Genomic DNA, 24,399 nt, shown 5'->3' with positions numbered 1-24,399 from the left:
TGGTGGGGGTGGAAAAATACAGGGAGGGGCATTTGATATTTGACCTGAGAGCAAAGATCAAAAGCCGCCGTCAAGGCGTTCTTGAACTTTGCCGAGCAAAAAACGCTCAGTTCCTTACAGGTTCAACCAAGGGAGCTTTGCGTTTTGACCAGGTTCAGGATCGCGATTCTATTGGGGGCATTGCTGTTGTTCGGCGGCAATGCAGTGCAGGCCGCCAGCCTGCCGGGTGTCCCGGCAGCCACTGCAAAATCCGCCGAACCCGAACCACTGGTGCAGGGTGGACTGCTCGGTGCCATCAGTTCCAGCATCGACGACGTGCAGGACAAGCTCGACCTCAACGAGCACCTGGTCGACGCCTGGCGCCTGCGCGCCGACCGGGCGGCTGATGAAGTCGACAGGCTGGTCAATCAGCCGTCGGATCGCTCGGGCTGGAGCGTCGCCGGGGATTTCATGATGCTGTCCGGCGTGTGGCTCGGCACCTTCGCCGTGTTGACCGTGCTTGGCAGCGTGCTGGCCAGGCGGATGCGCGAGGGCCGCTGGCTGCGTACCCGCCAGCGCAGTCAGGACCTGATCGGTTATTTGCTGCCCTACACATTGCCTGCGTTGATCTGCCTGCCGTTGACCCTGTACGTCAGTCACTTCCTGCCAGCCTCGGTCGGCCGGGCGCTGGCGCTGTGTTTTGCCTACGCTACCAGCAGCGGTATTTTTTCCACCTCGATGCTGTTGTGTGTGGTGGTGATGTTCAACACCGGCCACAAGCGCCGCGCCGTGCAGATCATTCGCGACTACTGCCCGAAACCGCTGTTTCTGATCGGCTTTCTCGCCGCGTTGAGTGACGCGCTGACCAGTCCGCAGATCGCCCGGCAACTGGGCGGCAATATCACCAGCAGCATCGCGGTGTTCACCGGTCTGCTGGCGTCGATCATCTTCGGCTTGCTGGTGATTCGCCTGCGCCGGCCAGTGGCGCACCTGATCCGCAACCGGTCACTGGCCCAGCGTCTGAAACAACCTTCACTGCAGGAGTCGCTGCGGATCTTTTCCGGGCTCTGGTACTGGCCGATCGTGTTGATGGTGCTGGTCTCGGCGGTCAATCTGATCGGCATCGGCGAGGACAATCAAAAAGCCCTGCGCTGTGCGCTGCTCACCACGGTGCTACTGATTGGCACGGTGTTTCTCAGCACTGTGCTGCAGCACCTGTTCAAATCACGCCGGGCCGAGGCGATCCAGCGCAGCAGCGCCTACAAGGAGCGTTTTCTCAGCCTGTTGCATGCGTTGCTGCGGATCGTCATTGCCGTTGCGTTCATCGATATCCTCGGGCGAATCTGGGGCGTGTCGCTGATTGATTTTGCGCAAAGCAGCACGGTCGGCCGGGCGATCAGCAATGCCTTGAGCAGCATCGGCCTGATCTTCCTCGTGACGTGGCTGCTGTGGGTGGTGCTCGACACGGCGATTCAGGAAGCGCTGAAACCGCCGGTCAGCAAACGCTCGGCGCGCCAGCCCAGCACCCGGGTGAAAACCATCCTGCCGCTGCTGCGCAATGCGATCAAAATCATCCTGGTGGTGATCTGCGCGATCACCACCATGGCCAATCTCGGGATCAACGTCGCGCCACTGCTGGCCGGTGCCGGGGTGGTCGGTCTGGCCATCGGTTTCGGCTCGCAGCAACTGGTGCAGGACGTGATCACCGGGCTGTTCATCATCATCGAAGACACCCTGTCGATCGGTGACTGGGTGGTGCTCGATTCCGGGCATGCCGGCACGGTTGAAGGCCTGACCATTCGCACCCTGCGACTGCGCGACGGCAAGGGCTTTGTGCATTCGGTGCCGTTCGGTCAGATCAAGGCGGTGACCAATCAATCGCGGCAGTTTGCGTTCGCGTTTTTCTCGGTGCAGTTCACCTATGACACCGATGTCGAGAAAGCCATCGAGTTGATCCGTGAGACCGGGGACTCGATCCGCGAAGACCCGTTCCTCAAGTACAACCTGCAAGGGCCGCTGGATGTGTTCGGCGTGGACAAAATGGACCTGAACGGCGTGGTGCTGACCGCGCAATTCCGCACGGTTTCGGGCGGACAATACGCGGTGAGCCGCGCGTTCAACCAGCGTTTGAAAAAACTTGTGGATAACAGCCCGTGGGTGCATTTCGCGCAAACTTATCCACAGCAGGTTTTGTTGCCCAAACGTCAGGAAGAGGAGGTGGCGCCGGCGCATTCCTCGGTGGTGCTGTCGGAGCAGGTGCGGACTCAGTGACGAGTCAGTTTGTTGCTGATATCGCTCATGGCGGTGGGATCCAGATCCACCCAGAATTGCTGCTTGCCGGCGATCTCCGCAGCGACCGGCAATCCGTCGCGATACACCAGTCGATTGCTCGCCAGCGCCGGTACTTTCGTCCCCGGCAACAAGGTGCCGGCGAGGTTCAGCGGATCGACGCCGCACACTGCGATCAGGCGGCCGTCATGAGGCCGACGGCGCACTTCGCGCAACAGCGGAATCGCCTCGGGCAGGGCGAATTGTTCTCCCGCCAGGCCACTGACAAACCGCCCGCCACGAATCTCGCCCCGGGCCTCCAACCGGTGAAAGGTACGCAGGAGTTCGCGCCAGCTCGGCAGCCAGTCCGCCTCACGCTCCAGCAGACGCCAGAAGACCACGCCGTAGCGACGCAGCAAGGTCATGGCGATGTGTTCGAGTGTCTCGGGCGACGCCGTTTGGCTGTTTTCCACGACCGGCCCGCGACGCAACAACGCCCAACGCCCGGCGTCGTCCATGCCACCGACAAACGCCCCGCGCCCGCGCCGACTGCTGCGCTGTTGGCGCTTGCTCGCCGGGGTAATTAGCGCTCGCAGGCCGGCAAAGCTGTCGGCATTCACCAGACCGGCGCCGACCAGTTCCTGCAAGGCGATTTCCAGTTCCGTGCGCAGCAGGTGCGCTTCATGAATCAGCTCATCGAAGAACAGCGCGCCGTGTTGGCTGAGGGCGTCGAAAACCTTGCGGGTTTTGGGCGACAGCTCACTGATTGGCGTCTGCTCGGCCAGTGAACTCCACAACCCGACCTGACTGCGCGGCAGCAACACAACCGGCGTGCTGCGCAACGCCGTGCCGCTGGTTTTTTGCCGGGCGCTGAGCCTCGTCCACACCAGTTTGCCGCTGCGGCACAGATCATCCAGCCAGCTCGGTGAATAGTCCTTGAGCCTGGCCGGAAGAATGTCGCTGTCCCACGCCGAGGCGGCAGCCGGGTAGCCTTCGAACTGGCCGACAATCGCCGGCAACACGGCGCTGCCCTGACCACGGGTGGACGGGGACAGATGCTGCCAGTCGAAAAGGAAACGCATGAAATCCTGCAACGCCACGGGTTCGATTTCCCGGCGCAGGCGCTTGACGGTATAGCGGTGAATACGCGCGAGCAGATGCCGCTCGCACCATTCTTCAATCGTCAGCCCGGGCGAGAACCGACCGCGCAGCACATAGCCTTCGCATTCGAGTTGGGCGAGGGCTTGATGGACGCGTGCGGGCGGCAATGACAGCGGTTGCGCGATGGCTTCCAGTGGCAGTGGGCCGAAGGCGCTCAGTCGTGCGCGGATGACTTCCACCAAGGCATCGTCGGCGGTCCAGACCTCATCGAAACCGGGCAACGCTGGCAGTGCCGAATGCGCCTGTGGATAAAGCGCTTGCAGACAGGTCAGGCGTTCCCGTGCCAGCCAAAGCGAGTGCACGGCATCGATCTGCAATCGGCAGGCTCGCCCCGTGTCGGCCAACGCATTCAGCCAATCGCGCCAGTGCGGATTGGCCTCGACTTCGTGGTCGCTGATGCACGCCAGACTCATCAGCGCTTCGTGCATTTCATCGGCGCTGTTCGGCGTCGGCCAGGCCTCTTCGCGCACGGCTTCGATCGCATCAGCGTCCAGCGCGCCGAGGTCATCGGTGGATTGCGGATCGCTCCAGCGGCGGTTGAGCACGGCCTGGGTGCGACGTTCTTCCAGCGGCGCATCGTCGAGAAAGGTGTAGGGCCGGGCGCTGAGGATTTCCGCCGCCAGCGGCGAGGGCGCCGGCAGGTCGCGGGCGATCAAACGCACTTCGCCGCGCTCCATGCGCCGCAGCAGTTGCAGCCAGCCTTCGCTGTCCATCGCCTCGTGCAGGCAATCGTCGAGGGTTTGCTCCACCAGCGGATGTTCGGGAATTTCTCGCTCGCCGGCGAGGTTTTCCAGGCAAGCGATCTGATCGGGAAACACGCTGGCGATCAAGTCTTCGCTTTTCATCCGCTGCAATTGCGGTGCGACTTTGCGCCCGCCCGTGTAGCGCGGCAGGGCCAGCGCCACCCCGGCATTCCAGCGCCAGCGCACACCGAACAGCGGCGCATCCAGCACGGCTTGAATGAGGATGTGCTCGGCGCTGTTGCTGTGCAGATAACGCCAGACCTCGTCGAGTTCGAAACTGTGGCTGGTGGACAGCGACAGCACGATCGCATCTTCACTGGCGGCGGCCTGCAATTCGAAGTTGAAGGTGCGGCAGAAGCGCTTGCGCAGGGCCAGGCCCCAGGCGCGGTTGATGCGGCTGCCGAACGGCGAATGGATGATCAGTTGGGTGCCGCCGGACTCGTCGAAAAAGCGCTCCATCAGCAACGTGTCCTGGGACGGCAACGCGCCGAGGGTGAGGCGGGCACGGGCCAGATAATCCACAAGCTGTTCGGCGCTGGCCAGATCCAGCCCCAGGGTCGCGGTCAGCCAGTGGAGGGCCGGTTGCAGGTTGCCGGGGCTGGTGCTCAGCAGTTGATCGAGTTGTGCCTGCAGGCGGGCTACCGCCATCGACAATTCGGCGCTGCGACCGGGCGCTTCGCCGAGCCAGAACGGAATGGTCGGTGGCTGACCCTGGGCATCCTCGACTCGCACTTTGCCGGTTTCCACCCGCAGGATTCGGTAGGAGGTATTGCCGAGCTGGAACACATCGCCGGCGATGCTTTCCACGGCGAAGTCTTCGTTGACGCTGCCAATGTTCAGACCCTGTGGTTCCAGCAGCACGCTGTAGTCGGCGTTGTCCGGGATGGTGCCGCCGCTGGTGACGGCGGTCAGCCGTGCGCCGCGCCGCCCACGCAGGGTTCGGCTCACCGCGTCGCGATGCAGGTAGGCGCTGCGGATGCCCTGACGACCGTTGTAGCCCTCGGCGAGCATGGTCAGCAGCGCCTGATAATGTTTTTCGTCGAGGCGGGCGTAGGGCTCGGCCCGGCGGAACCGCGCGAGCAAATCGTCTTCGGCCCATTCCTGGCAACTGACCTCGGCGATGATCTGCTGCGCCAGCACGTCCAGCGGCGATTCTGGGATGTGCAGCGTATCCAGTTCGCCGCGGCGCACGCAGTCGAGCAGCGCGGCGCATTCGATCAGGTCGTCGCGGGTGGTGGCGAACAGTCGCCCTTTGGGCGTGCCGCCAACCTGGTGTCCGGAACGGCCGACCCTTTGCAGAAAACCGGCAATCGAACGCGGCGAGGCGATCTGGCACACGAGGTCGACTTCACCGATGTCGATCCCCAGTTCCAGCGATGCGGTGGCAATCAGCACTTGCAGTTCGCCGCGCTTGAGTCGCTGTTCCGCATCAAGGCGAAACTCCTTGGCGAGGCTGCCGTGGTGCGCCGCGACAGCGTGTTTGCCGAGGCGCTCGCTGAGGTGTCGGCTCAGGCGCTCGGCCAGGCGCCGGGTGTTGACGAAAATCAGCGTGGTGCGATGTTCCCGGGCCAGTACGGCGAGGCGGTCGTAAACCAGTTCCCAGACATCATTGGCCATGACCGCCGACAACGGCACCGGCGGTACTTCGATGCCCAGATCCCGTGGGCGGGCGTGGCCGATGTCGATGATTTCGCAGGGGCGCTCATGTCCCACTAGAAAGCGTGCGACGGCATCGATCGGTTTCTGCGTGGCCGACAGACCGATGCGGGTCAGCGGCTCGGCGCACAACGCCTGCAGGCGTTCGAGGCTCAAGGCCAGATGACTGCCGCGTTTCCCGGCGGCGATGGCGTGGATTTCATCGACGATCACCGTGCGCGTGGTGCCGAGCATCTTGCGGCCGGACTCGGAGCCAAGCAGCACGTAGAGTGATTCCGGGGTGGTCACCAGAATGTGCGGCGCACTTTTGCGCATGGCGGCGCGGTCTTTCTGCGGCGTGTCGCCGGTGCGCACGGCGGTGGTGATTTCCAGCGCTGGCAGATCCATTTGGCGTAACTGGTCGGTAATCCCCGCCAGTGGGTCCTGCAGGTTGATGCGGATGTCGTTGGACAGCGCCTTGAGCGGCGAAACGTAGACCACCAGCGTTTCGTCCGGCAGACCGTCCGGGGTTTCCAGGCCACGGTGGACCAGATCGTCGAGCACCGCGAGGAATGCGGTGAGGGTCTTGCCGGAGCCGGTGGGCGCGGCGATCAGCGTCGAGCGGCGCTGGCGGATCAACGGCCATGCGCGGGCCTGGGCGGCGGTGACCGTCGCGAATGTGCGGCTGAACCAGGCGCTGACGGCGGGGTGAAAGCCTGCCAGGGCCGCGTCCTTGGGGAGGGGCAGATTCATGTCTGCAGTTATGCGGGTGAGCAGGCGAAGTTGCAAGTACCGCTGGGGATCTACACTTTACGGGTGACGGTTGCGCACTAAACCCGCAAAATGCAACGATTCCGGCAATTATCGACGACGGAGCCACGAGCATCGTCGCTAAAGCCATCGTTCCAATCAGACTGGGCCTGCTGACTCTATGCGAATGCGCCTTATGTTACTGGGCGGCGGAAATGCCCTTGGGCAGGCGCTGATTCGCCTCGGTGCGGAGGAAGACATCGGTTTCCTCGCCCCCCGCCCGCCCGAAGACGGCTGGGATGCCGCGAGCCTGACTCAACTGCTCGACGACACCCGTCCCGATGCACTGATCAACCTTGCCTACTATTTCGACTGGTTTCAGGCGGAGACTGTCAGCGAAAGCCGTCTGTCGGGCCAGGAACGCGCCATCGAGCGTCTGGCCGAACTGTGCCAGCACCACAACATTGTGCTGGTGCAGCCGTCCAGCTACCGGGTATTCGACGGCTCCCGCGCCACCGCCTACAGCGAAAAGGACGAGCCGGTGCCGTTGGGCCTGCGTGGCCAGGCTTTGTGGCGGATCGAGCAGAGCGTGCGCGCCACCTGCCCGCAGCACGTATTGCTGCGCTTCGGCTGGTTGCTCGACGACAGCCCGGAAGGCACCCTTGGACGCTTCCTGGCTCGTGCCGAACAACCGGAAGAATTGCTGCTGGCCGATGACCGTCGTGGCAATCCGACCCCGGTCGACGACGCGGCGCGGGTGATCATTTCGGTACTCAAACAACTCGATTGCGCCGCGCCGCTGTGGGGCACTTATCACTATGCCGGCCACGAGGCGACCACACCGCTGGCGCTGGGGCAGGCCATCCTCACCGAGGCCCGCAGCCTGCATCCGCTGGCCATCGAAGAACCGACCGCCCAGGCCCACGCCGCGCGGCCGGATGCCGCCGAAGAACCGCAACACGCGGTGCTCGCCTGCAAGAAAATTCTGCACACTTTCGGGATCAAGCCGCGCGCCTGGCGTGCCGCGCTCCCGGGCTTACTGGATAGGTTTTATCGTCATGGCTGAAGGCCCTGTTCTAATCACCGGCGGCGCCGGTTTCATCGGCTCGCACCTGACTGACGCGCTGCTTGCCAAGGGCCATTCGGTGCGGATCCTCGATGATCTGTCGACCGGCAAGCGCAGCAATCTGCCGCTGGATAATCCCAAGGTCGAACTGATCGTCGGCGATGTGGCCGATGTCGCTTTGGTCGCCCGTGCGATGCAAGGCTGCAGCGCCGTCGCGCACTTGGCCGCCGTGGCCTCGGTGCAGGCGTCGGTGGATGATCCGGTGAAGACTCACCAGAGCAACTTCATCGGCACGCTCAACGTCTGCGAAGCCATGCGCGAGGCCGGCGTGAAGCGTGTGCTGTTCGCTTCCAGCGCAGCGGTCTACGGCAACAATGGCGAGGGCGAGTCGATCAGCGAAGACACGCCGAAAGCGCCGCTGACACCGTACGCCTCGGACAAACTGGCGGGCGAACACTACTTCGATTTCTATCGTCGCCAGCATGGTCTGGAACCGGCGATCTTCCGCTTCTTCAACATTTTCGGCCCGCGCCAGGATCCGTCCTCGCCATACTCCGGCGTGATCAGCATCTTCAGCGAACGCGCGCAGAAAGGTTTGCCGATCACTGTATTCGGCGATGGCGAGCAGACCCGGGATTTCATGTACGTCGAAGATCTGGTCGATGTGCTGGTGCAGGCTCTGGAAAAACCGCAAGTGGATGTCGGTGCGGTGAACGTCGGCTGGAATCAGGCGACCAACCTCAAGCAGATGCTGGCCGCGCTGGAAGCGGTGGTCGGTGAGCTGCCGCCCGTCAATTATGGCCCGGCGCGTTCCGGTGACATCCGCCATTCGCGGGCGAACAACGGTCGCTTGCTCGAGCGCTTCAAGTGCCCGACGCCAACGCCGATGAGCGTTGGCCTGGCACGTCTGCTCGGCCGCTGAGCTTCTCGCAGACATGAAAAAGGCGCCTTTGACAGGCGCCTTTTTCACGGCCGGAAATCGGATTTCAAACACATTTCCTGTAGCGAGGGAGCTTGCTCCCCGGTCGATTGCGTAACATCGCCGTCAGTTCTGAGTCTGCCCGCCACCAAGCCTCATTCACCACCACGTGAACGTTCTTTGATTGCTCGCTTAGAACTTGTAGCCCAGACCGACCATGTACACAAATGGATCGACGTCGACATTCACTTTTGCGCGAGTGCCTGGTGCAACAGCGTTGTTCTCGACGGTGGCGCGGGTGTCGATGTCGATGTAGCGCACCTGGGCGTTGAGCATGATGTTGTCGGTCAGCATGTAGTCGGCGCCGACCTGCCAGGCCAGGCCCCAGGAGTTTTTCGCCTTGAAGTTGCTGAAGCCGTTGGACTGGGCTTCGCTGCCGACGTGCTCGTCGTAGATCCAGGTGTAGTTGATGCCGCCGCCGATGTAGGGCTGGAACGCCGACTTCGCGTCCAGCGGGTAGTAGACGACGCTCAGGGTCGGCGGCAGGTGTTTCAGGGTGCCGAGCTTGCCGTTGGCGGCCGGCAGGGCAGTGCCCTTGATCTTCACGTCATGCTCGAACGGCGACGCGGCCAACAGCTCGATACCGATGTTGTTGGTCAGCATGTAGGCGAAGTTCAGACCCAGTTGGGTGTCGCTGCTCATGGTCGCCTTGCCGCCCAGGTTGGTGCCGCTCAGCGGACCCTGATCAACCTTGACGCTGGAGCTGTCGGCCTTCGGGTTGACGGTGATCGCACCGGCGCGAACGATGATGTCGCCGGCTTCGTGGGCGTGGGCGAGCGGGGCTGCGAGCGCGAGGGCAAACAGCGAGGCGCTGAGCAAGGACTTGTTCATGGAAGCTCCCAAAGGACGTTAAAAATGTTTGATGTCCTATGGTACGAATCCGTCTGATACGGTCTTTTGACTCAGCTCAATGAAACAGTGATGGGCAGTTTTTTTGTGGAACCTTTGCTCGCGTAGCCGATTTGGCGGGCTATAACTGATTGCCGGATTTACTCCGGCAGCTCATAGACGTAAATCTTGTCCGCATCCATCTGATAGCCGGCATCGGCCAGTTCGCTGGTAGACGGCTTGACCTGCAACGGCCCCTCGACCCAGTACGGCTGATACAGCTCGTCGAGCTTCACGCCGACTTCACTTTTCACATGCACGATCTGGTTCGACGGCGGTGGCGGCACGTGAATGCAGGCACCGAAATACGGCACCAGCAGGAAGTCTGTGGTGCGGCCTTCCTCGCTGACTTCCAGCGGCACGATATAGCCTGGCAGGCGGATGTTCTGGCCGTCGAGGCTTTGCACCACCGGCGCGTTGGGCAGGTCCTGCTTGGCTGCCGGCGCCGATTCGGCGGACAGCGCGTCGCTCATCTTCGACAGGTCATGCAGCGGTGTCATGTTCGGCACTTCGGGCGCCGCGTCCGGCGGAATCATCTCCGACCAGGTCAGGTCTTTCGGTGCCGCTGCCCACACGGGCAGGGCGACCAGCATCAGCAGCGCAAGGACAGCGCGGGGCATGGTGAACATCCTCATAAACGGATCGACAGGCCATCGGCCAATGATTGGCGATACGCGCGCCAGGCCGGCACGCTGCCCATCAGCAGCGCGGCAGCCAGAATGCCACCGAGCAGCGTCCATTCATACTCGCTTGGCCATGCCAGCGGCAGATACAAGCCGTAATTGGCCTGCACATAACCCTGTGCCGCAGCGATGCCGATGTACAGCAACGCCAGCCCGGCGATCACCCCGGTCAGTGCCAGGGCAAAGGCTTCCAGCACCAGCAGGCTTGCGATGTGCCACGGTCGCGCGCCCACCGAGCGCAGAATCGCCATTTCGCGGCGACGCTCGTTGAGGCTGGTGAGAATCGCCGTGAGCATGCCGATCAACCCGGTCAGCACCACGAACAGCGAGACCACGAACAATGCTTTTTCAGCGGTGCTCATCAGGCTCCACAACTCTTGCAAGGCCACGCCGGGCAGGATCGCCAGCATCGGCTCGCCACGGAATTCGTTGATTTCTCGCTGCAGCGCGAAGGTGGAAATCTTGCTGTTGAGGCCGAGCATGAATGCGGTGATTGCTTGCGGCGTCAGGTCCATGTTGCGCGCCTGATCGGCGCTGATCCGCCCGTTGCCACGGGCCGGCACACCGTTGTGCCAGTCGATGTGGATCGCCTCCATGCCGCCGAGACTGATGTGCAGCGTGCGGTCCACCGGGGTGCCTGTGCGCTTGAGAATGCCGACCACGGTGAACGGTTTGTCGTCGTGTTTGACCAGGCTGATCGCCGCCACGCCATGGGCGAGCACGAGTTTGTCGCCGAGCTTGTAATGCAACGCCTCGGCCACTTCGGCGCCGAGTACCACTTCGAACGGATCGGTAGCGAAGGCGCGGCCGTCGGCCAGTTCCAGATGCTGCTGGCGGCCGTACTGGTAATGCTCGAAATAGGCTTCGGTAGTGCCCATCACCCGGTAGCCGCGATGGGAGTCGCCGAGGGACATCGGGATCGCCCACTTCACTTTCGGATTGCTGGCGAAGTGTTCAAAGCTGTCCCAACGAATGTTGTTGGTGGCATTGCCGATACGGAACACCGAATACAGCAGCAGGTTCACCGACCCGGAACGGGCGCCGACGATCAGGTCGGTGCCGCTGATGGTGCTGGCGAAACTGGCCTTGGCTTCGGTGCGCACCCGCTCCACCGCCAGCAGCAGGCATACGGAGAGGGCGATGGCGAATGCGGTGAGCAGGGCGGTGAAGCGGCGGTTGGCGAGGCTGGCCATGGCCAGACGGAACAGATACATCTCAGACCTCGGCAGACGTGGCGGCGCGATTGAGTTCGGCCAGGGAAAGGTGACGGTCGAACAGCGGCGCCAGGCTCTGGTCGTGGCTGACGAACAACAGGCTCGAACCGGCCTCACGGCACTCGGCGAACAACAGACGGATGAAGTTTTCCCGGGCGTCGTAATCCAGCGCCGAGGTCGGCTCGTCGGCGATCACCAGTTCCGGCTGACCGATCAGTGCACGTGCAGCAGCGACCCGTTGCTGCTGACCGATCGACAGCGAGTCGGCGCGGCGTCCGAGAATGCCTTCGTCCTTCAGACCCAGGTGGGCGAGCAGGGTGGCGGCGGCTTGATCGACGCTGCCATGACGTTGCTTCGCACGGTCTGCCCGCAGCTTCGAAAAGTGGCAGGGCAGCTCGACGTTCTCACGCACCGAGAGAAACGGCAGCAGGTTGAACTGCTGGAAAATGTAGCCGGTGTGATCGACGCGAAAACGGTCGCGAGCGCCGGCACTCAGTTCGGTCAGTTCCTGGCCGAGCAGGCGAATGCTGCCGCGCCCGGGCTTTTGCACCCCGCCGAGGAGGCCGAGCAGGGTGGTCTTGCCGCTGCCGCTGGGGCCCTTTAGGAACAGGGTTTCACCCGGTTCCAGACGAAACGCCGGGATGTCCAGCAGCGGCGGGTGACCGGGCCAGTTGAAGCCCAGGTCGGACAGTTCGATGAGTGCTTGGGTCATGGTGCCGGTTCGTGATCAGAATTTCAGGGCGGCGGATTTGGCCGTCACTTCCGTGCCTTGCTGGCCGTTCGGGCCGATCAGTTGTACCTGAATTTTCTGGGTGGCCGGGAAGCTATTGAAAATGTTCGCCAGATCCAGGGTAGTCAAGGCGCCCGGTGCTGCGCAGGTGAACTGGTAGTGAGCGTGGATTTCGCTGTGATCGTGGTGATGCGCTTCGCCGCCCTTGGCGTCTTCGTCGTGGTCATCCTCATCGTGATCGTCGGCATCCGGCTTGTCACCGAACAGCGGGCTTTCCAGTTTCTGGCTGGCGACTTTGCAACCGGCAGCGGCTGGCAGGCTGAACAACGCCAATGGTTTTTCAAGTTGTGCACGGGCGGCGGCGACCTTGGCCTTGTCGGCATCGCTGGTGGCGACGTGTTCAAAACCGACGAGGTTCATCGCCGGGCTTTCCAGCTCCAGCTCCAGGGTCTGGCCGTCGAGCGCAGCGTTCAGGCGACCGACGCCATGCTCGTGGGCACCGAGGCTGCCATGTTCGTGATCATGATCGTGCTCATCGGCAGCCTGGGCGATGGCCAGCGGCAACAGGGCAAACGGCAAAGCGAGCAGCAGACGACGCATGGCGAACTCCGGGAAGTAAAGTGAAGAGTTTGTTATGTAATCTTATAACGAAAGTGCGCAGAGTTTGCCCGCCCGAAACGCTTTGCGCAAGGCATGACTGAGCACCGTCCGGGATGTTCCCGGAGTGGTACGTGGATTGAATGTCACGATTTTTGAATCAGAATCCGGCGCCGGGATGGTCGAACCAGTAGCCTCCCGTCAGCACATGGCGGATCAGACTTTCGTCGAGCAGATTCGGAGCATCGCGAGTGAAGCGCTGGCGCCAGGCTGGAAGCCACCAGTAGTTGATCGCCGTGCCGCGCGGAAGTACCACCACCTTCATGACCTCCGGATCTATTCTGTGCTCTGAGTAGAGTTGCTGGCTGCGATCCATGAAGCCCATGTACTGACTGATCGGCAACTGAAACATCAACGCCGTAGTGAAAATTTTTTCACTTTCACTGAACGCGGGACTCTGCAGTATCTGTAACGCTTCACAAGCGTACGGCATTGGTTGGCCGGCAACTTTTTGGCCTTCGGGAGTAGAAAGTATGTCGAAGCGGTCATCCATATCCCGCCATCCGATACGCCTATTACTTTCAAAGTAATTGTGAACGATGGCGGTCAACGGCCCTGGCGCTGCGCCTTCGGAGGTGCAGGCTGAGAGGTCGGCAGGCGACCAAAAGCGCCATGCCACAACGAGCAGGAGTGAAGCAGCCAGGATTATCCAGAGTCGTTTCATTGTGGTTTGCTGTACTTGTAACGTCGGAAGATGGTGAAGTCGTGGTCACTGCGAGCAGCATTACCCGATGCGATTCGAAAGCCTACGTCGTTGACTTCGATTTTGTCCCAGCTTGCTGAAATGCAGACACCCTGAGTCAGAACAAATCCGACGTGACCGCTGGCATCAGAGTAATTGACAGCATACGCACCAACGTCTCCGGGCAGGGGTGATTTTTCTGCGCTCCAACTATTGAGCAGCCGGTTCTCATCTGCCCATTCCCCAGCGGTTGGCGGGCTCACTTTGGAATAGCCCGGGATGTATTTCGAAGAGCCATGTTCGATCATTGCCACGTTGACACCGATGGCAGTCAATACGTCATAGACGAACACATTGCACTTGTTTGATTCCGCCCTGAACTCCACGCTTTTCTTAAGCGTTGGATGCGGTAAAGAATGTTTGACTTTGTTGCCGGCCCATTCAGTCGAACCTCGGTGTGATAGTGCCTCCATCAGTATGCGGCGCGGCATGTCTTGGATGACCACCTTTACGGTGCGGGTTTCATCCCTCCGTTTGACGCCATACTCGACCTCGTAGAATGTGTCGTTAGAGACTTTGCCGCTGGTTGATAGGGGCACTTTTACCCAAGGTGATACTGCAACTATCGACAGCGATTTACCTGAATTCAGCGTGGCTGTATGCATTGCCTTTTTTGCGCCGGAGTTACCAACAATTTGAACAGTGACTTCGTAGCTGTCACGGCTCTTTATCGGAGGTAGTTTCTGGGCGTCCGAGCGAGTAATAGCGGTTTGAGTCTTGTCCGAAACGAGCGAGTAGATGCGGGGTTTGTCATCGTTTTGAACGATGTTGTCATCAATGACAAGTCCGTCGATCAGCAACTGAAACTTCACGCCTTTTGGTGGCTGCATCAGAAAGTCTTTAAAGACGAGTTTGATTTCCGACTTCATGGCAAGTCCTGATTCAGGGGTTCTTCATAAGCGTAAAACGTCCACTCGGACTCTTCACCGACCAACAGAGTGTCGTAATCCGAATGGCTTTCCACAGGGTGTTCGCAGCCTTCGCCTGTTGCATTACAGGTGATGTCTTGCAGGACGGCTGTTTTTTTCTTGTCTTTGAGTCTGTAGGCAAGTCCTGGTTTCTGGGAGTCGTCCAGGCGTTCGATGATGACTTGCAGATAGCGACGTGAAGTCGGGGCGGTAATCGAAGGGCCCATATCGATGGGAGCTGGACGGCCAATGCCGGCGAAGCCGCTGTGTTGCTGAGTGAGCAGTTTGTTGGCCATGGGCGGGCAGCCGCAGGCGATATAGTCACCCTCCAGTGCAGCCGGGCCGGCGGGCAGGATCAGAGTTCTTTCGCCAACGGCGACAATCGGTCCTTGGCCAGCGCTGCATGCCGGGCAACTGGCAAGTTGCCCGATCGAGGCGATGATTTTGCCCTCGATACGCAGGTTTTCGTTTCCTTCGAGAATTACGCCACCTGTAGAGGTAGGGCCTCCCTTCGACGCCAGTTTTCTTCCTGAAGACATGGGGTTCCTTCCCATGAAAAAAAGAAGAAATGTAGCCGACAAGGCAAGCTTCGCCAGCTCCTGACACTTGGCGTTACACAAGTCCCATGGGAGCATGCAGGTCAGAAATGTGCGGGAGCGAAGTTATGTTGCGGATACGCGGAACCGTCGGCGAGTTGCCGGTGGATTTGACCCTGGAACTGGATGAAAGCGACTGGGCGAGGCTCGGTTCGCAGTTTGGCGTGCAGGTGCAAACGGCCCAGCCGCAAGCCGCCGCAGCGCCTGTGGCGAAACCGGTCAATCAGGATGACGCGGTGTGGCAGGTCGCCAGGGATTTGCTGCGCAAGGCCGGGCAACTCAGCGGGCCGGAACTGCTGGATCAGCTTGAAGGGCTGACCGGCAGCGCGGCAGCGGGCAAGCGCCTGCTGGTGCGCCTGCGGCATTCGTCGGACGTGAAAGTGGTGAGCGGCGGGGATACGCCGCTCTATAGCTGGATCGAGTAAGCGCTTAATACAGCGCGGCAAACACCTTGCGCCGGTAAGCGGTCACCAACGGGTGATCGTTGCCCAGCAGTTCGAACACTTGCAGCAAGGTCTTGTGCGGCAGGCCTTCGTTGTAGCTGCGGTTGCGGATGAACAGCTTGAGCAGGGCGTCGAGTGCCGCTTCGTATTGCTGGCGGGCCAGTTGCTGGATCGCCAGTTGATACACCGCTTCGTCGTCTTGCGGGTTTTGCGCCAGACGGCTTTTCAGGTCGGCGGCATCCGGCAGGTCGCGGGCCAGGCCGAGGAACTTGATCTGCGCCTTGGCACCGGCCAGTGCGGCCTTGTGTTCGTCGCTCTTGACCGCGTCGAGCACGGCTTGCGCTTCGCCCAGTTCGCCGCGTTCGGTCAGGCAGCGGGCGTACAGGATCAGCGCCTTGGCGTTGGTGTTGTCTTCGTTGAGCATCACCACCAGCGCGGCTTCGGCATCGGCGAAACGGCCTTCGTCGAACAGCGCCTGGGCTTGCTCGAACGGATCAGCCGCTGCCGGTGGTGGCATTTTTACGTGAGGCTCAAGCAGGGCACGCACGGCGGATTCCGGTTGCGCACCGGCAAAGCCGTCCACCGGTTGGCCGTCCTTGAACAGCACCACGGTCGGCAGGCTGCGGATGCCGAAACGGGCGACGATGTCCTGCTCGATATCGCAATTGACCTTGGCCAGCAGCAACTCGCCATGATAGCTCTCGGCGATGCCTTGCAGCATCGGCATCAGCGCCTTGCACGGCGCACACCATTCGGCCCAGAAATCCACCAGCACCGGTTTTTGAAAGGAAGCCTCGATCACCGACTGGTCGAAGTCGGCCGTTGTGGCGTCGAAGATGTACGGCGTTTGCTGACTCATGGGGTATCTCGTAAAAGCGTGAATGGGGCAACTATACGGTCAGGCGCGGGCCGCATGGTAGAGGCTGACATGGCGAAACTCTTCGGGCTCGGCCAGATCCGGCAGGGTCATGGCTTCGAGCATTTCAATGCGCCGGTACAGTGGATGACGGAAATCCCTGACACGCGAATCTGCCACCAAGGCTTCGCGGCCGCGACTGAGAAACGCGTCGAGCAGCGGCAGGTTTTCCCGGTCGTAGAGAACGTCGGCCACCAGGATCAGATCGAAGCGATCCGCCTCGGCGAAGAAGTCCGTGGAATAGCTCATCTGCACGTCATTGAGTTCGGCATTCGCCCGGCACGCGGCAATCGCCAGCGGATCAAGGTCGCAGGCCACCACTTCCAGGGCGCCAGCCTTCACGGCGGCAATCCCGGCGATCCCGGAACCGGCGCCGAAATCCAGTACGCGTTTGCCACGCACCCATTCGGGGAATTCCGCCAGATAACGCGCCACCGCCAGACCGCTGGCCCAGCAGAAACTCCAGTACGGCGGCTCATGCAGGATCCGTCGGGTCTCCTCCGGGCTGAATTCCCGGGCCATGTTGTCGCCGTCGATCAGCCACAGTTTCAAGTCAGTGTCTGGCAGCGGGCAGGTCACCAGTCGGGCATCACCGAGCAACTCGCCCAGCGCCTGTTGCAGGTCCAGCGGTGCATTCATGGCGCTTTGACAAATTGCAGTTGGCCCAGGGCCTGGGTGGTCGGCTGGCTGATGGTCTGCGACGGCAGGTGCAGGATCAACTGGCCGGATTGAGTGGTACGGCCACGCAGTTCGACCCGCGCACCGACCGGGAAGGCATCAGGATTGAAGCGCAGGCGAAACGGCAGAACCTGGTTGTTGCCGATCAGGCTGGAACTGGCGAGCAATTGTTGCGGGCGCCCCTTCTCGTCGATCACCAGCAGCGCCAGTTCGACTTCGGCGCCCGCGGGCACGCCTTGCAGGGTGCCGCTCAGTTCCCGTTGATACGCGGGCAGCGGGCCGAGGTCGGCAGCTTCCCTGGCCTTTTTCTGCGCCTGTTGCGGCGCCGGGCCCGGCGCTGGCGGCTGCGGCTTGGGCTTATCGCTGCCACAGGCCACCAGCAGGGCGAAAACACTGAGCAAAACGAGCGGTCGTAGCGACATTGGTGGCTCCGTCAAAATGAAATCCATGGATCAAACGATCATGGCAGTCTGTATACCGCAAAGCCTATGGCTTGTCTTGCCACCGGGATGCGCTACCATGGCCCTCCCTTTTTTTGTTGCCAGCCACCATGCACTGTCCCTTCTGCGGTGCCAACGACACCAAGGTCATCGACTCGCGTCTGGTCGCCGAGGGCGAACAGGTGCGCCGCCGGCGTGAATGCCTAGCCTGCGGCGAACGTTTCACGACGTTCGAGACGGCCGAACTGGTGTTGCCGCGCCTGATCAAAACCGACGGCAGCCGCCAACCGTTCGACGAAGAAAAACTCCGCGCCGGCATGCAGCGCGCCCTGGAGAAACGTCCGGTGAGCGTCGAGCGTCTCGAGTCCTCGCTGGTGCACATCAAACACAAGCTGCGCGCCACCGGCGAACGCGAGGTCAAATCCCTCGTGGTCGGCGAACTGGTGATGGCCGAGCTGCAAAAGCTCGATGAAGTCGCCTACATCCGTTTCGCTTCCGTGTACCGCCGCTTCCAGGACCTCAACGAGTTCCGCGAAGAGATCGATCGTCTCGCCCGTGAACCGGTGAAAGAATGACCACCGCCGCCGAGCAGGCCATCCTCGACGTCCATTTCATGGCCCGGGCCCTGGAGCTGGCGCGCAAGGGGCACTACACGACTCATCCCAATCCACGGGTCGGCTGTGTGATCGTGCGCGACGGGCAGATTGTCGGCGAAGGCTGGCATGAGCGCGCCGGCGAACCCCACGCCGAAGTCCACGCCCTGCGCGCCGCCGGTGAACTGGCCCGGGGCGCCACCGCTTACGTCACTCTCGAACCTTGCAGCCACCACGGCCGCACACCGCCCTGCGCTGATGCGCTGGTGAATGCTGGTGTCGGTCGGGTGGTCGCGGCGATGCGCGATCCCAATCCGCAAGTGGCCGGACGAGGTCTGCAACGTCTGGCCGATGCCGGCATTGCCACTGAAAGCGGTGTGCTGGAAGCCGAAGCGCGCAAGCTCAATCAAGGTTTTCTGAAGCGCATGGAACACGGCCTGCCGTTTGTGCGGGTCAAGTTGGCCATGAGCCTCGACGGTCGCACCGCGATGGAAAGTGGCGAAAGCCAATGGATTACCGGCCCGGCCGCACGTTCAGCGGTGCAGCGCTTGCGCGCCCAGGCCAGCGTGGTGCTGACTGGCGCCGATACGGTGCTGGCCGACGGCGCTCGGCTGACCGTGCGCGGCGATGAGCTGGGTCTGGATGCCGGGCAAACCGCGCTGGCCCTGAGCCGTCCGCCGCTGCGGGTACTGATTGACGGACGTCTGCGAGTGCCGCTGGATGCACCGTTCTTCAAGGCCGGCCCGGCGTTGGTTGCCACCTGCGTGGCCATCGAAGAACAGTACGCCCATGGCCCGGAATGCCTGATCGTGCCGGGTGATGACGGTCAGGTCGATCTGCATCAATTGCTGATCGAGCTGGCCAGTCGTGGCGTCAACGAAGTGCTGGTCGAGGCCGGCCCGCGACTGGCCGGCGCATTTGCCCGGCTCGGTCTGGTCGACGAGTTCGTGATCTTCATCGCCGGCAGGTTCCTCGGCTCCACGGCGCGTCCGCTGCTGGACTGGCCGCTAGCCTATATGAAGGATGCGCCGGAGCTGAAAATCACTGAAATTCGCGCGGTTGGCGATGACTGGCGAGTCACTGCAATCCCTGTCTCATCGGCGAGCGTATAATTCCCGGCCATCGCGTTAGCGCTGGCTTCGTTCTCAAGGAGAACCCCATGTTTACCGGCATCATCGAATCCATCGGCAGTATCCGCGCACTGACCCCAAAGGGCGGTGATGTGCGGGTGCATGTCGAAACCGGCAAGCTCGACCTGAGCGACGTCAAACTCGGCGACAGCATCGCGGTCAACGGCGTGTGCCTGACTGCAGTTGAGCTGCCGGGCGACGGCTTTGCCGCCGACGTCAGTCGCGAAACCCTTGACTGCACCGCCATGAATGACCTGAAAAGCGGCAGCCCGGTCAACCTGGAAAAAGCCCTGACCCCGACCACCCGTCTCGGTGGACATCTGGTCAGCGGTCACGTCGATGGTGTCGGCGAAGTGGTCTCGCGCAGCGACAATGCCCGCGCCGTGGAATTTCGCATCCGCGCGCCGAAGGAACTGGCCAAGTACATTGCCCACAAAGGCTCGATCACCGTCGACGGCACCAGCCTGACCGTGAACGCGGTCGATGGCGCCGAATTCCTGCTGACGATCATTCCGCACACCTTGAGCGAAACCATCATGGCGTCCTACAAGCCAGGTCGCCGGGTGAACCTGGAAGTTGACTTGCTGGCGCGTTATCTGGAGCGTCTGCTGTTGGGCGACAAGGCTGCAGAGCCAACGTCCGGTGGCATCACTGAAAGCTTTCTGGCCGCCAACGGCTACCTCAAATCCTGACTGAAGGGGGTGCCTTGTGGCGCTCAATAGCATCGAAGAACTGGTTGAAGACATCCGCCAAGGCAAGATGGTCATCCTCATGGATGACGAAGACCGCGAGAACGAAGGCGACCTGATCATGGCCGCCGAATGCTGCAAGGCCGAGCACATCAACTTCATGGCCAAGCACGCCCGTGGCCTGATCTGCATGCCGATGAGCCGCGAGCGCTGCGAAACCCTGAAGCTGCCGCTGATGGCGCCGCGCAACGGTTCCGGTTTCGGCACCAAGTTCACCGTTTCGATCGAAGCCGCCGAAGGCGTGACCACCGGCATCTCCGCCGCTGACCGCGCACGCACCGTGCAAGCGGCCGCTGCGAAAGACGCGAAAGCCGAAGACATCGTCAGCCCGGGCCACATCTTCCCGCTGATGGCCCAGGCCGGCGGCACCCTGGCCCGGGCAGGCCACACCGAAGCCGCCTGCGACCTGGCGCGCATGGCCGGTTTCGAGCCGAGCGGCGTGATCTGCGAAGTGATGAACGACGACGGCACCATGTCCCGTCGCGCCGAGCTGGAAGCTTTTGCGGCCGAGCACAACATCAAGATCGGCACCATCGCCGACCTGATTCACTACCGGATGATCCACGAACGTACCGTTCAGCGGATTGCCGAGCAGCCACTGGACAGCGAACTGGGCCAATTCAACCTGGTGACCTATCGTGACTCCGTGGAAGGCGACGTGCACATGGCACTGACCCTGGGCACCGTTTGTGCCGAAGAGCCGACCTTGGTTCGCGTGCACAACATGGACCCGCTGCGCGACCTGCTGATGGTCAAGCAGCCGGGCCGCTGGAGCCTGCGCGCCGCGATGGCTGCGGTCGCCGAGGCCGGCAGCGGTGTGGTGCTGTTGCTCGGTCACCCACTGGATGGCGACGTGTTGCTGGCGCATATCCGCGAAACCGGCGATCAGGCGGCGGTGAAAAAACCGACCACCTACAGCATCGTCGGTGCCGGTTCGCAGATTCTGCGTGACCTCGGCGTGCGCAAAATGCGCCTGATGTCGGCACCGATGAAATTTAATGCGATATCCGGTTTCGATCTGGAAGTTGTAGAATACGTGCCCTCCGAATAATGACCGGTTGTTTCCGGACCCGAATTCGCGGCAAATAAATCACTGAGGGACGCGAAACAGACGCGTCCCGGCTCTTTAAGAGATCTGACGAATGACCCTGAAGACCATCGAAGGTACCTTCATCGCCCCTAAAGGCCGCTACGCTTTGGTAGTGGGCCGTTTCAACAGCTTCGTGGTTGAAAGCCTGGTCAGCGGTGCAGTTGATGCCCTGGTTCGCCACGGCGTGAGCGAAAGCGATATCACCATCATCCGCGCACCTGGCGCCTTCGAAATCCCGCTGGTTGCGCAAAAAGTCGCCCAGAAAGGCGAGTTCGCAGCAATCATCGCCCTGGGCGCGGTCATTCGTGGCGGCACTCCGCACTTCGAATACGTGGCTGGCGAATGCACCAAGGGCCTGGCCCAGGTGTCCATGGAATTCGGCGTACCGGTCGCTTTCGGCGTCCTGACCGTTGATTCCATCGAGCAAGCCATCGAACGTTCCGGCACCAAGGCCGGCAACAAAGGTGCTGAAGCTGCCCTGTCCGCTCTGGAAATGGTCAGCCTGCTGGCGCAGTTGGAGGCCAAGTGATTAGCGACGATAGCGATCGTTTCAACCCGCGCGATCCGAAACCTGCGGATGCCGGCAAGCCATCGAAGAGCGCCAAGCGCCGCGAAGCCCGTCAGCTCGCGACTCAGGCCCTGTATCAATGGCACATGGCCAAGGCTTCGCTGAACGAGATCGAAGCGCAGTTCCGGGTCGATAACGATTTCACCGATGTCGATGGCGCGTACTTCCGTGAAATCCTCCACGGGGTTCCGGCCAACCGTACCGAAATCGACACCGCGCTCAAGCCTTGTCTGGACCTGGCGATCGAAGAGCTGGACCCGGTTGAACTGGCGGTTCTGCGCCTGTCCACCTGGGAACTGCTCAAGCGCGTCGACGTGCCGTACCGCGTTGTGATCAACGAAGGTATCGAACTGGCCAAGGTCTTCGGTTCCACCGACGGCCACAAGTTCGTCAACGGCGTGCTCGACAAGCTGGCTCCGCGCCTGCGTGAAGCTGAAGTGAAGGCGTTCAAGCGCTAAAACGCGCTTGATACCTCATGGGCGAGTTTGAGCTGATCCGCAATTTCTTCGCCGCCGCGCCTTGTGCGCAGGGCGGCGAGGGCGTTGCACTGGGGATCGGCGACGACTGCGCCTTGCTGGCGGTTCCTTCCGGGGAACAACTGGCGATCTCCACCGATACGCTGGTGGCCGGCGTGCATTTCGCCGATCCCTGCGATCCGTTTCTGCTCGGTCAGCGCTCGCTGGCCGTGGCGGTCAGCGACCTCGCTGCCATGGGCGCCACGCCCGTTGCCTTTACCCTTGCCCTGACCTTGCCGACGGTGACTGCCGATTGGCTGCAAGCCTATGCCCGCGGTTTGAACCGCATGGCGCAAAGCTGCAGTGTGGCGCTGGTCGGCGGCGACACGACGCGCGGGCCGTTGAGCCTCACCGTCACCGTGTTCGGTCGTGTTCCGACCGGTCAGGCCCTGACTCGCAGCGGCGCGCAGCCGGGGGATCTGCTGTGTGTCGGCGGTGAATTGGGCAATGCCGCCGGGGCTTTGCCGCTGGTGCTGGGGCAGCGCGAGGCAGAGCCTGACATCGCCCAGCCACTGCTCGATCATTACTGGTCGCCGCAGCCGCAACTTGCTCTCGGTCAGGCCCTGCGGGGCAAGGCCACTTCGGCGCTGGATATCTCCGATGGCCTGCTCGCCGATTGCGGCCATATCGCATTGGCTTCGAAGGTTCGCCTCGAAATTGAGCGCGAGCGAGTGCCGCTGTCGGATGCGCTAGTGGCGTCTCTCGGCCAGCGCGGTGCCGAGCGTGCGGCGTTGAGCGGTGGCGATGATTACGTGCTGGCCTTTACCCTGCCGTCCGTCGAATTGCCGGCGTTGCTGGCCGATGGCTGGCCGATCCATGTGATCGGGCGCGTGGCCGAGGGGCAGGGCGTGGTGCTGCTGGACCGCGAAGGGCATGACATCACCCCGCAAATCCGGGGTTATCAACATTTTCAGGAGTCACCGTGACAGATCACCCGAAACAGGTTCCCGGCGAATTCGTTCCGCCGTCGGTCTGGCGCAATCCCTGGCATTTCATAGCATTCGGCTTCGGTTCGGGCACCTTGCCGAAAGCACCGGGCACGTGGGGCTCGTTAGTTGCGCTACCCTTTATTCCGTTGTGGCAGATGTTGCCCGACTGGGGTTACTGGCTGATGCTCGGGATCACCATGCTGTTCGGCTTCTGGCTGTGCGGCAAGGTGGCCGACGATCTGCGGGTGCACGACCACGAGGGCATCGTCTGGGACGAAATGGTCGGGATGTGGATCACCCTGTGGCTGGTGCCGGAAGGCTGGTACTGGTTGCTCGCGGGGTTCTTGATGTTCCGCTTCTTCGACATCCTCAAGCCATGGCCGATCCGCTGGATCGACCGGCATGTACATGGCGGCGTCGGCATCATGCTCGACGATGTGCTGGCGGGCGTGTTCGCCTGGTTGGCGATGCAGGGTCTGGTGTGGATTTTCGCCTGATTTCAAGGCGTGGATGAGGGACACAGGGATGGCTCGACGCGGGTTGGCGATACTGTTTTTTATCCTGCTGGGTGCTGTTGCCCATGCACAGGATGCGCCGCCGTCGGTCATTCACCTGGCCAGCGAAGACTGGGAAGACTACACCGCCGCCGACGGCCACGGCCTGGGCTGGGACGTCCTGCGCAAGGTGTTCGAACCGGCCGGCGTGACTCTGGATATCCGCACCGTGCCGTACACCCGTTCGGTGGGGCTGGTGCAGTTGAAGGAAGTCGACGCGCTGGTCGGCTCCTATCGCGGTGAAGCCGAACAAGTGCTGTATCCGCGCTGGAACTTCGATTCCGATCACATCTACGCGCTGGGGCTGGCCAGCAATCCGGCACCGACCGAGGCTACCCTCGGCAAATACCGGCTGGCCTGGGTGCGGGGTTATCGTTATGAGACCTACCTGCCGAACATCAAGCGTTACAACCAGATCGAGCGCCGCACCGGGATCCTGTCGATGCTCAAACAGGGGCGGGCGGATTACTACATCGACGCACTGACGGAAATCGAAGCGGTGGTGAGAAATGCCGCCGACCCTTCGCAATACCGTTACTCGCATCTGGCGGAGCTGCCGCTGTACCTCGGCTTTGCCGATACCCCTCAGGCCCGTGCACTGATGTCGATCTACGACCAGCGCATGGATCAACTGGTGAAAAGCGGCGAGCTGAAGCCCATCTTCGAACGCTGGAAACAGCCGTATCCGTTCGACTCAAGGCAATGAAGGCAGGCCTGTCATCAAACTTTTTGATCGTTATGGCCGATAATTCAGCCTAAGCGTCTGCAGGAACCTGCTGTTACAATGCCGCCCAG

General features: G+C 61.9%; 25 protein-coding genes. 13 read left to right on the top strand and 12 right to left on the bottom strand.

Annotation, left to right across the window (positions count from 1 at the left end; all coding sequences use genetic code 11):
• Positions 1 to 144: 144 nt before the first annotated feature.
• On the top strand, positions 145 to 2,250 hold the full coding sequence (locus NH234_RS26580) for a mechanosensitive ion channel family protein (protein WP_367254843.1): 2,106 nt from the start codon (positions 145 to 147) through the stop codon (positions 2,248 to 2,250).
• On the opposite strand, the gene NH234_RS26575 is transcribed toward NH234_RS26580, so the two are convergent.
• Entirely contained in the window at positions 2,244 to 6,539 is a 4,296-nt protein-coding gene (locus NH234_RS26575; protein WP_367254841.1) for a DEAD/DEAH box helicase, read from the bottom strand. The two genes, NH234_RS26580 and NH234_RS26575, sit on opposite strands and share 7 nt — an antisense overlap.
• Positions 6,540 to 6,717: 178 nt before the next feature.
• On the opposite strand from NH234_RS26575, the gene NH234_RS26570 reads away from it, so the two are divergent.
• Positions 6,718 to 7,602 carry a sugar nucleotide-binding protein gene (locus NH234_RS26570; RefSeq protein ID WP_085732998.1) on the top strand — a complete coding sequence of 295 codons (885 nt, stop codon included), beginning with the start codon at positions 6,718 to 6,720 and terminating at the stop codon, positions 7,600 to 7,602.
• Complete coding sequence (locus NH234_RS26565) at positions 7,595 to 8,524, top strand: NAD-dependent epimerase/dehydratase family protein (RefSeq protein WP_085732997.1); 930 nt, start codon at positions 7,595 to 7,597, stop codon at positions 8,522 to 8,524. Before NH234_RS26570 ends, NH234_RS26565 begins: the two co-directional genes overlap by 8 nt.
• Positions 8,525 to 8,713: 189 nt before the next feature.
• Here the strand turns inward: NH234_RS26565 and NH234_RS26560 are convergent, their stop codons facing one another.
• From NH234_RS26560 to NH234_RS26525, 8 genes are all read right to left on the bottom strand, one after another.
• The gene (locus NH234_RS26560; RefSeq protein ID WP_085712330.1) at positions 8,714 to 9,412 is read right to left on the bottom strand and encodes an OmpW family outer membrane protein; all 699 of its coding nucleotides are present in this window, start codon (positions 9,410 to 9,412) and stop codon (positions 8,714 to 8,716) included.
• Between the two features lie 158 nt (positions 9,413 to 9,570).
• Complete coding sequence (locus NH234_RS26555) at positions 9,571 to 10,089, bottom strand: DUF3299 domain-containing protein (RefSeq protein WP_085733027.1); 519 nt, start codon at positions 10,087 to 10,089, stop codon at positions 9,571 to 9,573.
• An 11-nt stretch (positions 10,090 to 10,100) separates the two neighbouring features.
• A complete protein-coding gene (locus NH234_RS26550; RefSeq protein WP_064599744.1) occupies positions 10,101 to 11,366 on the bottom strand; it encodes an ABC transporter permease in 1,266 nt (421 codons plus the stop codon).
• A gap of 1 nt (position 11,367) precedes the next feature.
• Positions 11,368 to 12,078 (bottom strand): ABC transporter ATP-binding protein, encoded by a 711-nt coding sequence (locus tag NH234_RS26545; protein WP_085732996.1) that lies wholly within the window; start codon positions 12,076 to 12,078, stop codon positions 11,368 to 11,370.
• A gap of 15 nt (positions 12,079 to 12,093) precedes the next feature.
• Positions 12,094 to 12,696: a DUF2796 domain-containing protein gene (locus NH234_RS26540; RefSeq protein ID WP_085732995.1), complete on the bottom strand. Its 603-nt coding sequence runs from the start codon at positions 12,694 to 12,696 to the stop codon at positions 12,094 to 12,096.
• A 157-nt stretch (positions 12,697 to 12,853) separates the two neighbouring features.
• Positions 12,854 to 13,417, bottom strand: a complete 564-nt coding sequence (locus tag NH234_RS26535) for a hypothetical protein (protein ID WP_367254838.1) — start codon at positions 13,415 to 13,417, stop codon at positions 12,854 to 12,856.
• A complete protein-coding gene (locus NH234_RS26530; protein ID WP_085732993.1) occupies positions 13,414 to 14,364 on the bottom strand; it encodes a CHAP domain-containing protein in 951 nt (316 codons plus the stop codon). Before NH234_RS26530 ends, NH234_RS26535 begins: the two co-directional genes overlap by 4 nt.
• Complete coding sequence (locus NH234_RS26525; protein ID WP_256662989.1) at positions 14,361 to 14,942, bottom strand: PAAR domain-containing protein; 582 nt, start codon at positions 14,940 to 14,942, stop codon at positions 14,361 to 14,363. Before NH234_RS26525 ends, NH234_RS26530 begins: the two co-directional genes overlap by 4 nt.
• A 125-nt stretch (positions 14,943 to 15,067) precedes the next feature.
• On the opposite strand from NH234_RS26525, the gene NH234_RS26520 reads away from it, so the two are divergent.
• On the top strand, positions 15,068 to 15,424 hold the full coding sequence (locus tag NH234_RS26520) for a hypothetical protein (RefSeq protein WP_367254836.1): 357 nt from the start codon (positions 15,068 to 15,070) through the stop codon (positions 15,422 to 15,424).
• Between the two features lie 4 nt (positions 15,425 to 15,428).
• Here NH234_RS26520 and trxA read toward each other — a convergent pair whose 3' ends face one another.
• The 3 genes from trxA to NH234_RS26505 are packed head-to-tail and all read right to left on the bottom strand — an operon-like array spanning position 15,429 to position 17,458.
• On the bottom strand, positions 15,429 to 16,301 hold the full coding sequence (gene trxA / locus NH234_RS26515) for a thioredoxin (protein ID WP_367254834.1): 873 nt from the start codon (positions 16,299 to 16,301) through the stop codon (positions 15,429 to 15,431).
• A 39-nt stretch (positions 16,302 to 16,340) separates the two neighbouring features.
• Positions 16,341 to 16,997, bottom strand: a complete 657-nt coding sequence (locus NH234_RS26510; RefSeq protein ID WP_169432106.1) for a methyltransferase — start codon at positions 16,995 to 16,997, stop codon at positions 16,341 to 16,343.
• On the bottom strand, positions 16,994 to 17,458 hold the full coding sequence (locus NH234_RS26505; RefSeq protein ID WP_367254832.1) for a hypothetical protein: 465 nt from the start codon (positions 17,456 to 17,458) through the stop codon (positions 16,994 to 16,996). The genes NH234_RS26510 and NH234_RS26505 overlap by 4 nt, the downstream gene beginning before the upstream one ends.
• Positions 17,459 to 17,586: 128 nt before the next feature.
• Between NH234_RS26505 and nrdR the strand changes: the two genes are divergently transcribed.
• From nrdR to NH234_RS26460, 9 genes are all read left to right on the top strand, one after another.
• Positions 17,587 to 18,051 carry a transcriptional regulator NrdR gene (gene nrdR, locus NH234_RS26500; protein ID WP_003228656.1) on the top strand — a complete coding sequence of 155 codons (465 nt, stop codon included), beginning with the start codon at positions 17,587 to 17,589 and terminating at the stop codon, positions 18,049 to 18,051.
• Positions 18,048 to 19,181 carry a bifunctional diaminohydroxyphosphoribosylaminopyrimidine deaminase/5-amino-6-(5-phosphoribosylamino)uracil reductase RibD gene (gene ribD / locus NH234_RS26495; protein ID WP_367254830.1) on the top strand — a complete coding sequence of 378 codons (1,134 nt, stop codon included), beginning with the start codon at positions 18,048 to 18,050 and terminating at the stop codon, positions 19,179 to 19,181. The genes nrdR and ribD overlap by 4 nt, the downstream gene beginning before the upstream one ends.
• A 47-nt stretch (positions 19,182 to 19,228) precedes the next feature.
• A complete protein-coding gene (locus NH234_RS26490) occupies positions 19,229 to 19,891 on the top strand; it encodes a riboflavin synthase (protein WP_085712322.1) in 663 nt (220 codons plus the stop codon).
• A 16-nt stretch (positions 19,892 to 19,907) separates the two neighbouring features.
• Entirely contained in the window at positions 19,908 to 20,999 is a 1,092-nt protein-coding gene (ribBA, locus tag NH234_RS26485; protein WP_065259547.1) for a bifunctional 3,4-dihydroxy-2-butanone-4-phosphate synthase/GTP cyclohydrolase II, read from the top strand.
• Between the two features lie 91 nt (positions 21,000 to 21,090).
• Entirely contained in the window at positions 21,091 to 21,567 is a 477-nt protein-coding gene (ribE, locus tag NH234_RS26480) for a 6,7-dimethyl-8-ribityllumazine synthase (RefSeq protein WP_003228649.1), read from the top strand.
• Positions 21,564 to 22,064: a transcription antitermination factor NusB gene (gene nusB / locus NH234_RS26475; RefSeq protein WP_085712321.1), complete on the top strand. Its 501-nt coding sequence runs from the start codon at positions 21,564 to 21,566 to the stop codon at positions 22,062 to 22,064. The genes ribE and nusB overlap by 4 nt, the downstream gene beginning before the upstream one ends.
• A gap of 17 nt (positions 22,065 to 22,081) precedes the next feature.
• Positions 22,082 to 23,047, top strand: a complete 966-nt coding sequence (gene thiL / locus NH234_RS26470) for a thiamine-phosphate kinase (protein WP_367254825.1) — start codon at positions 22,082 to 22,084, stop codon at positions 23,045 to 23,047.
• A complete protein-coding gene (locus NH234_RS26465; protein ID WP_065259550.1) occupies positions 23,044 to 23,547 on the top strand; it encodes a phosphatidylglycerophosphatase A in 504 nt (167 codons plus the stop codon). Before thiL ends, NH234_RS26465 begins: the two co-directional genes overlap by 4 nt.
• Before the next feature lie 28 nt (positions 23,548 to 23,575).
• Positions 23,576 to 24,310, top strand: a complete 735-nt coding sequence (locus tag NH234_RS26460; RefSeq protein WP_085732985.1) for an ABC transporter substrate-binding protein — start codon at positions 23,576 to 23,578, stop codon at positions 24,308 to 24,310.
• Positions 24,311 to 24,399: the final 89 nt, after the last annotated feature.

This window comes from Pseudomonas sp. stari2 (genome assembly GCF_040760005.1).
In the GTDB taxonomy this organism is placed as follows: Bacteria; Pseudomonadota; Gammaproteobacteria; order Pseudomonadales; family Pseudomonadaceae; genus Aquipseudomonas.
The sequence above is the reverse complement of the archived record's forward strand: the minus strand, read 5'-3'. Positions and strand labels throughout refer to the sequence as shown.

What these genes read in the sequence shown, in the direction of transcription:
- NH234_RS26575 (WP_367254841.1), bottom strand. Translation starts at nt 6,539, where the DNA reads ATGAATCTGCCCCTCCCCAAGGACGCGGCCCTGGCAGGCTTTCACCCC.
- NH234_RS26570 (WP_085732998.1), top strand. Translation starts at nt 6,718, where the DNA reads ATGCGAATGCGCCTTATGTTACTGGGCGGCGGAAATGCCCTTGGGCAG.
- NH234_RS26565 (WP_085732997.1), top strand. Translation starts at nt 7,595, where the DNA reads ATGGCTGAAGGCCCTGTTCTAATCACCGGCGGCGCCGGTTTCATCGGC.
- NH234_RS26560 (WP_085712330.1), bottom strand. Translation starts at nt 9,412, where the DNA reads ATGAACAAGTCCTTGCTCAGCGCCTCGCTGTTTGCCCTCGCGCTCGCA.
- NH234_RS26555 (WP_085733027.1), bottom strand. Translation starts at nt 10,089, where the DNA reads ATGCCCCGCGCTGTCCTTGCGCTGCTGATGCTGGTCGCCCTGCCCGTG.
- NH234_RS26550 (WP_064599744.1), bottom strand. Translation starts at nt 11,366, where the DNA reads ATGTATCTGTTCCGTCTGGCCATGGCCAGCCTCGCCAACCGCCGCTTC.
- NH234_RS26545 (WP_085732996.1), bottom strand. Translation starts at nt 12,078, where the DNA reads ATGACCCAAGCACTCATCGAACTGTCCGACCTGGGCTTCAACTGGCCC.
- NH234_RS26540 (WP_085732995.1), bottom strand. Translation starts at nt 12,696, where the DNA reads ATGCGTCGTCTGCTGCTCGCTTTGCCGTTTGCCCTGTTGCCGCTGGCC.
- NH234_RS26535 (WP_367254838.1), bottom strand. Translation starts at nt 13,417, where the DNA reads ATGAAACGACTCTGGATAATCCTGGCTGCTTCACTCCTGCTCGTTGTG.
- NH234_RS26530 (WP_085732993.1), bottom strand. Translation starts at nt 14,364, where the DNA reads ATGAAGTCGGAAATCAAACTCGTCTTTAAAGACTTTCTGATGCAGCCA.
- NH234_RS26525 (WP_256662989.1), bottom strand. Translation starts at nt 14,942, where the DNA reads ATGTCTTCAGGAAGAAAACTGGCGTCGAAGGGAGGCCCTACCTCTACA.
- NH234_RS26520 (WP_367254836.1), top strand. Translation starts at nt 15,068, where the DNA reads ATGTTGCGGATACGCGGAACCGTCGGCGAGTTGCCGGTGGATTTGACC.
- trxA (WP_367254834.1), bottom strand. Translation starts at nt 16,301, where the DNA reads ATGAGTCAGCAAACGCCGTACATCTTCGACGCCACAACGGCCGACTTC.
- NH234_RS26510 (WP_169432106.1), bottom strand. Translation starts at nt 16,997, where the DNA reads ATGAATGCACCGCTGGACCTGCAACAGGCGCTGGGCGAGTTGCTCGGT.
- NH234_RS26505 (WP_367254832.1), bottom strand. Translation starts at nt 17,458, where the DNA reads ATGTCGCTACGACCGCTCGTTTTGCTCAGTGTTTTCGCCCTGCTGGTG.
- nrdR (WP_003228656.1), top strand. Translation starts at nt 17,587, where the DNA reads ATGCACTGTCCCTTCTGCGGTGCCAACGACACCAAGGTCATCGACTCG.
- ribD (WP_367254830.1), top strand. Translation starts at nt 18,048, where the DNA reads ATGACCACCGCCGCCGAGCAGGCCATCCTCGACGTCCATTTCATGGCC.
- NH234_RS26490 (WP_085712322.1), top strand. Translation starts at nt 19,229, where the DNA reads ATGTTTACCGGCATCATCGAATCCATCGGCAGTATCCGCGCACTGACC.
- ribE (WP_003228649.1), top strand. Translation starts at nt 21,091, where the DNA reads ATGACCCTGAAGACCATCGAAGGTACCTTCATCGCCCCTAAAGGCCGC.
- thiL (WP_367254825.1), top strand. Translation starts at nt 22,082, where the DNA reads ATGGGCGAGTTTGAGCTGATCCGCAATTTCTTCGCCGCCGCGCCTTGT.
- NH234_RS26460 (WP_085732985.1), top strand. Translation starts at nt 23,576, where the DNA reads ATGGCTCGACGCGGGTTGGCGATACTGTTTTTTATCCTGCTGGGTGCT.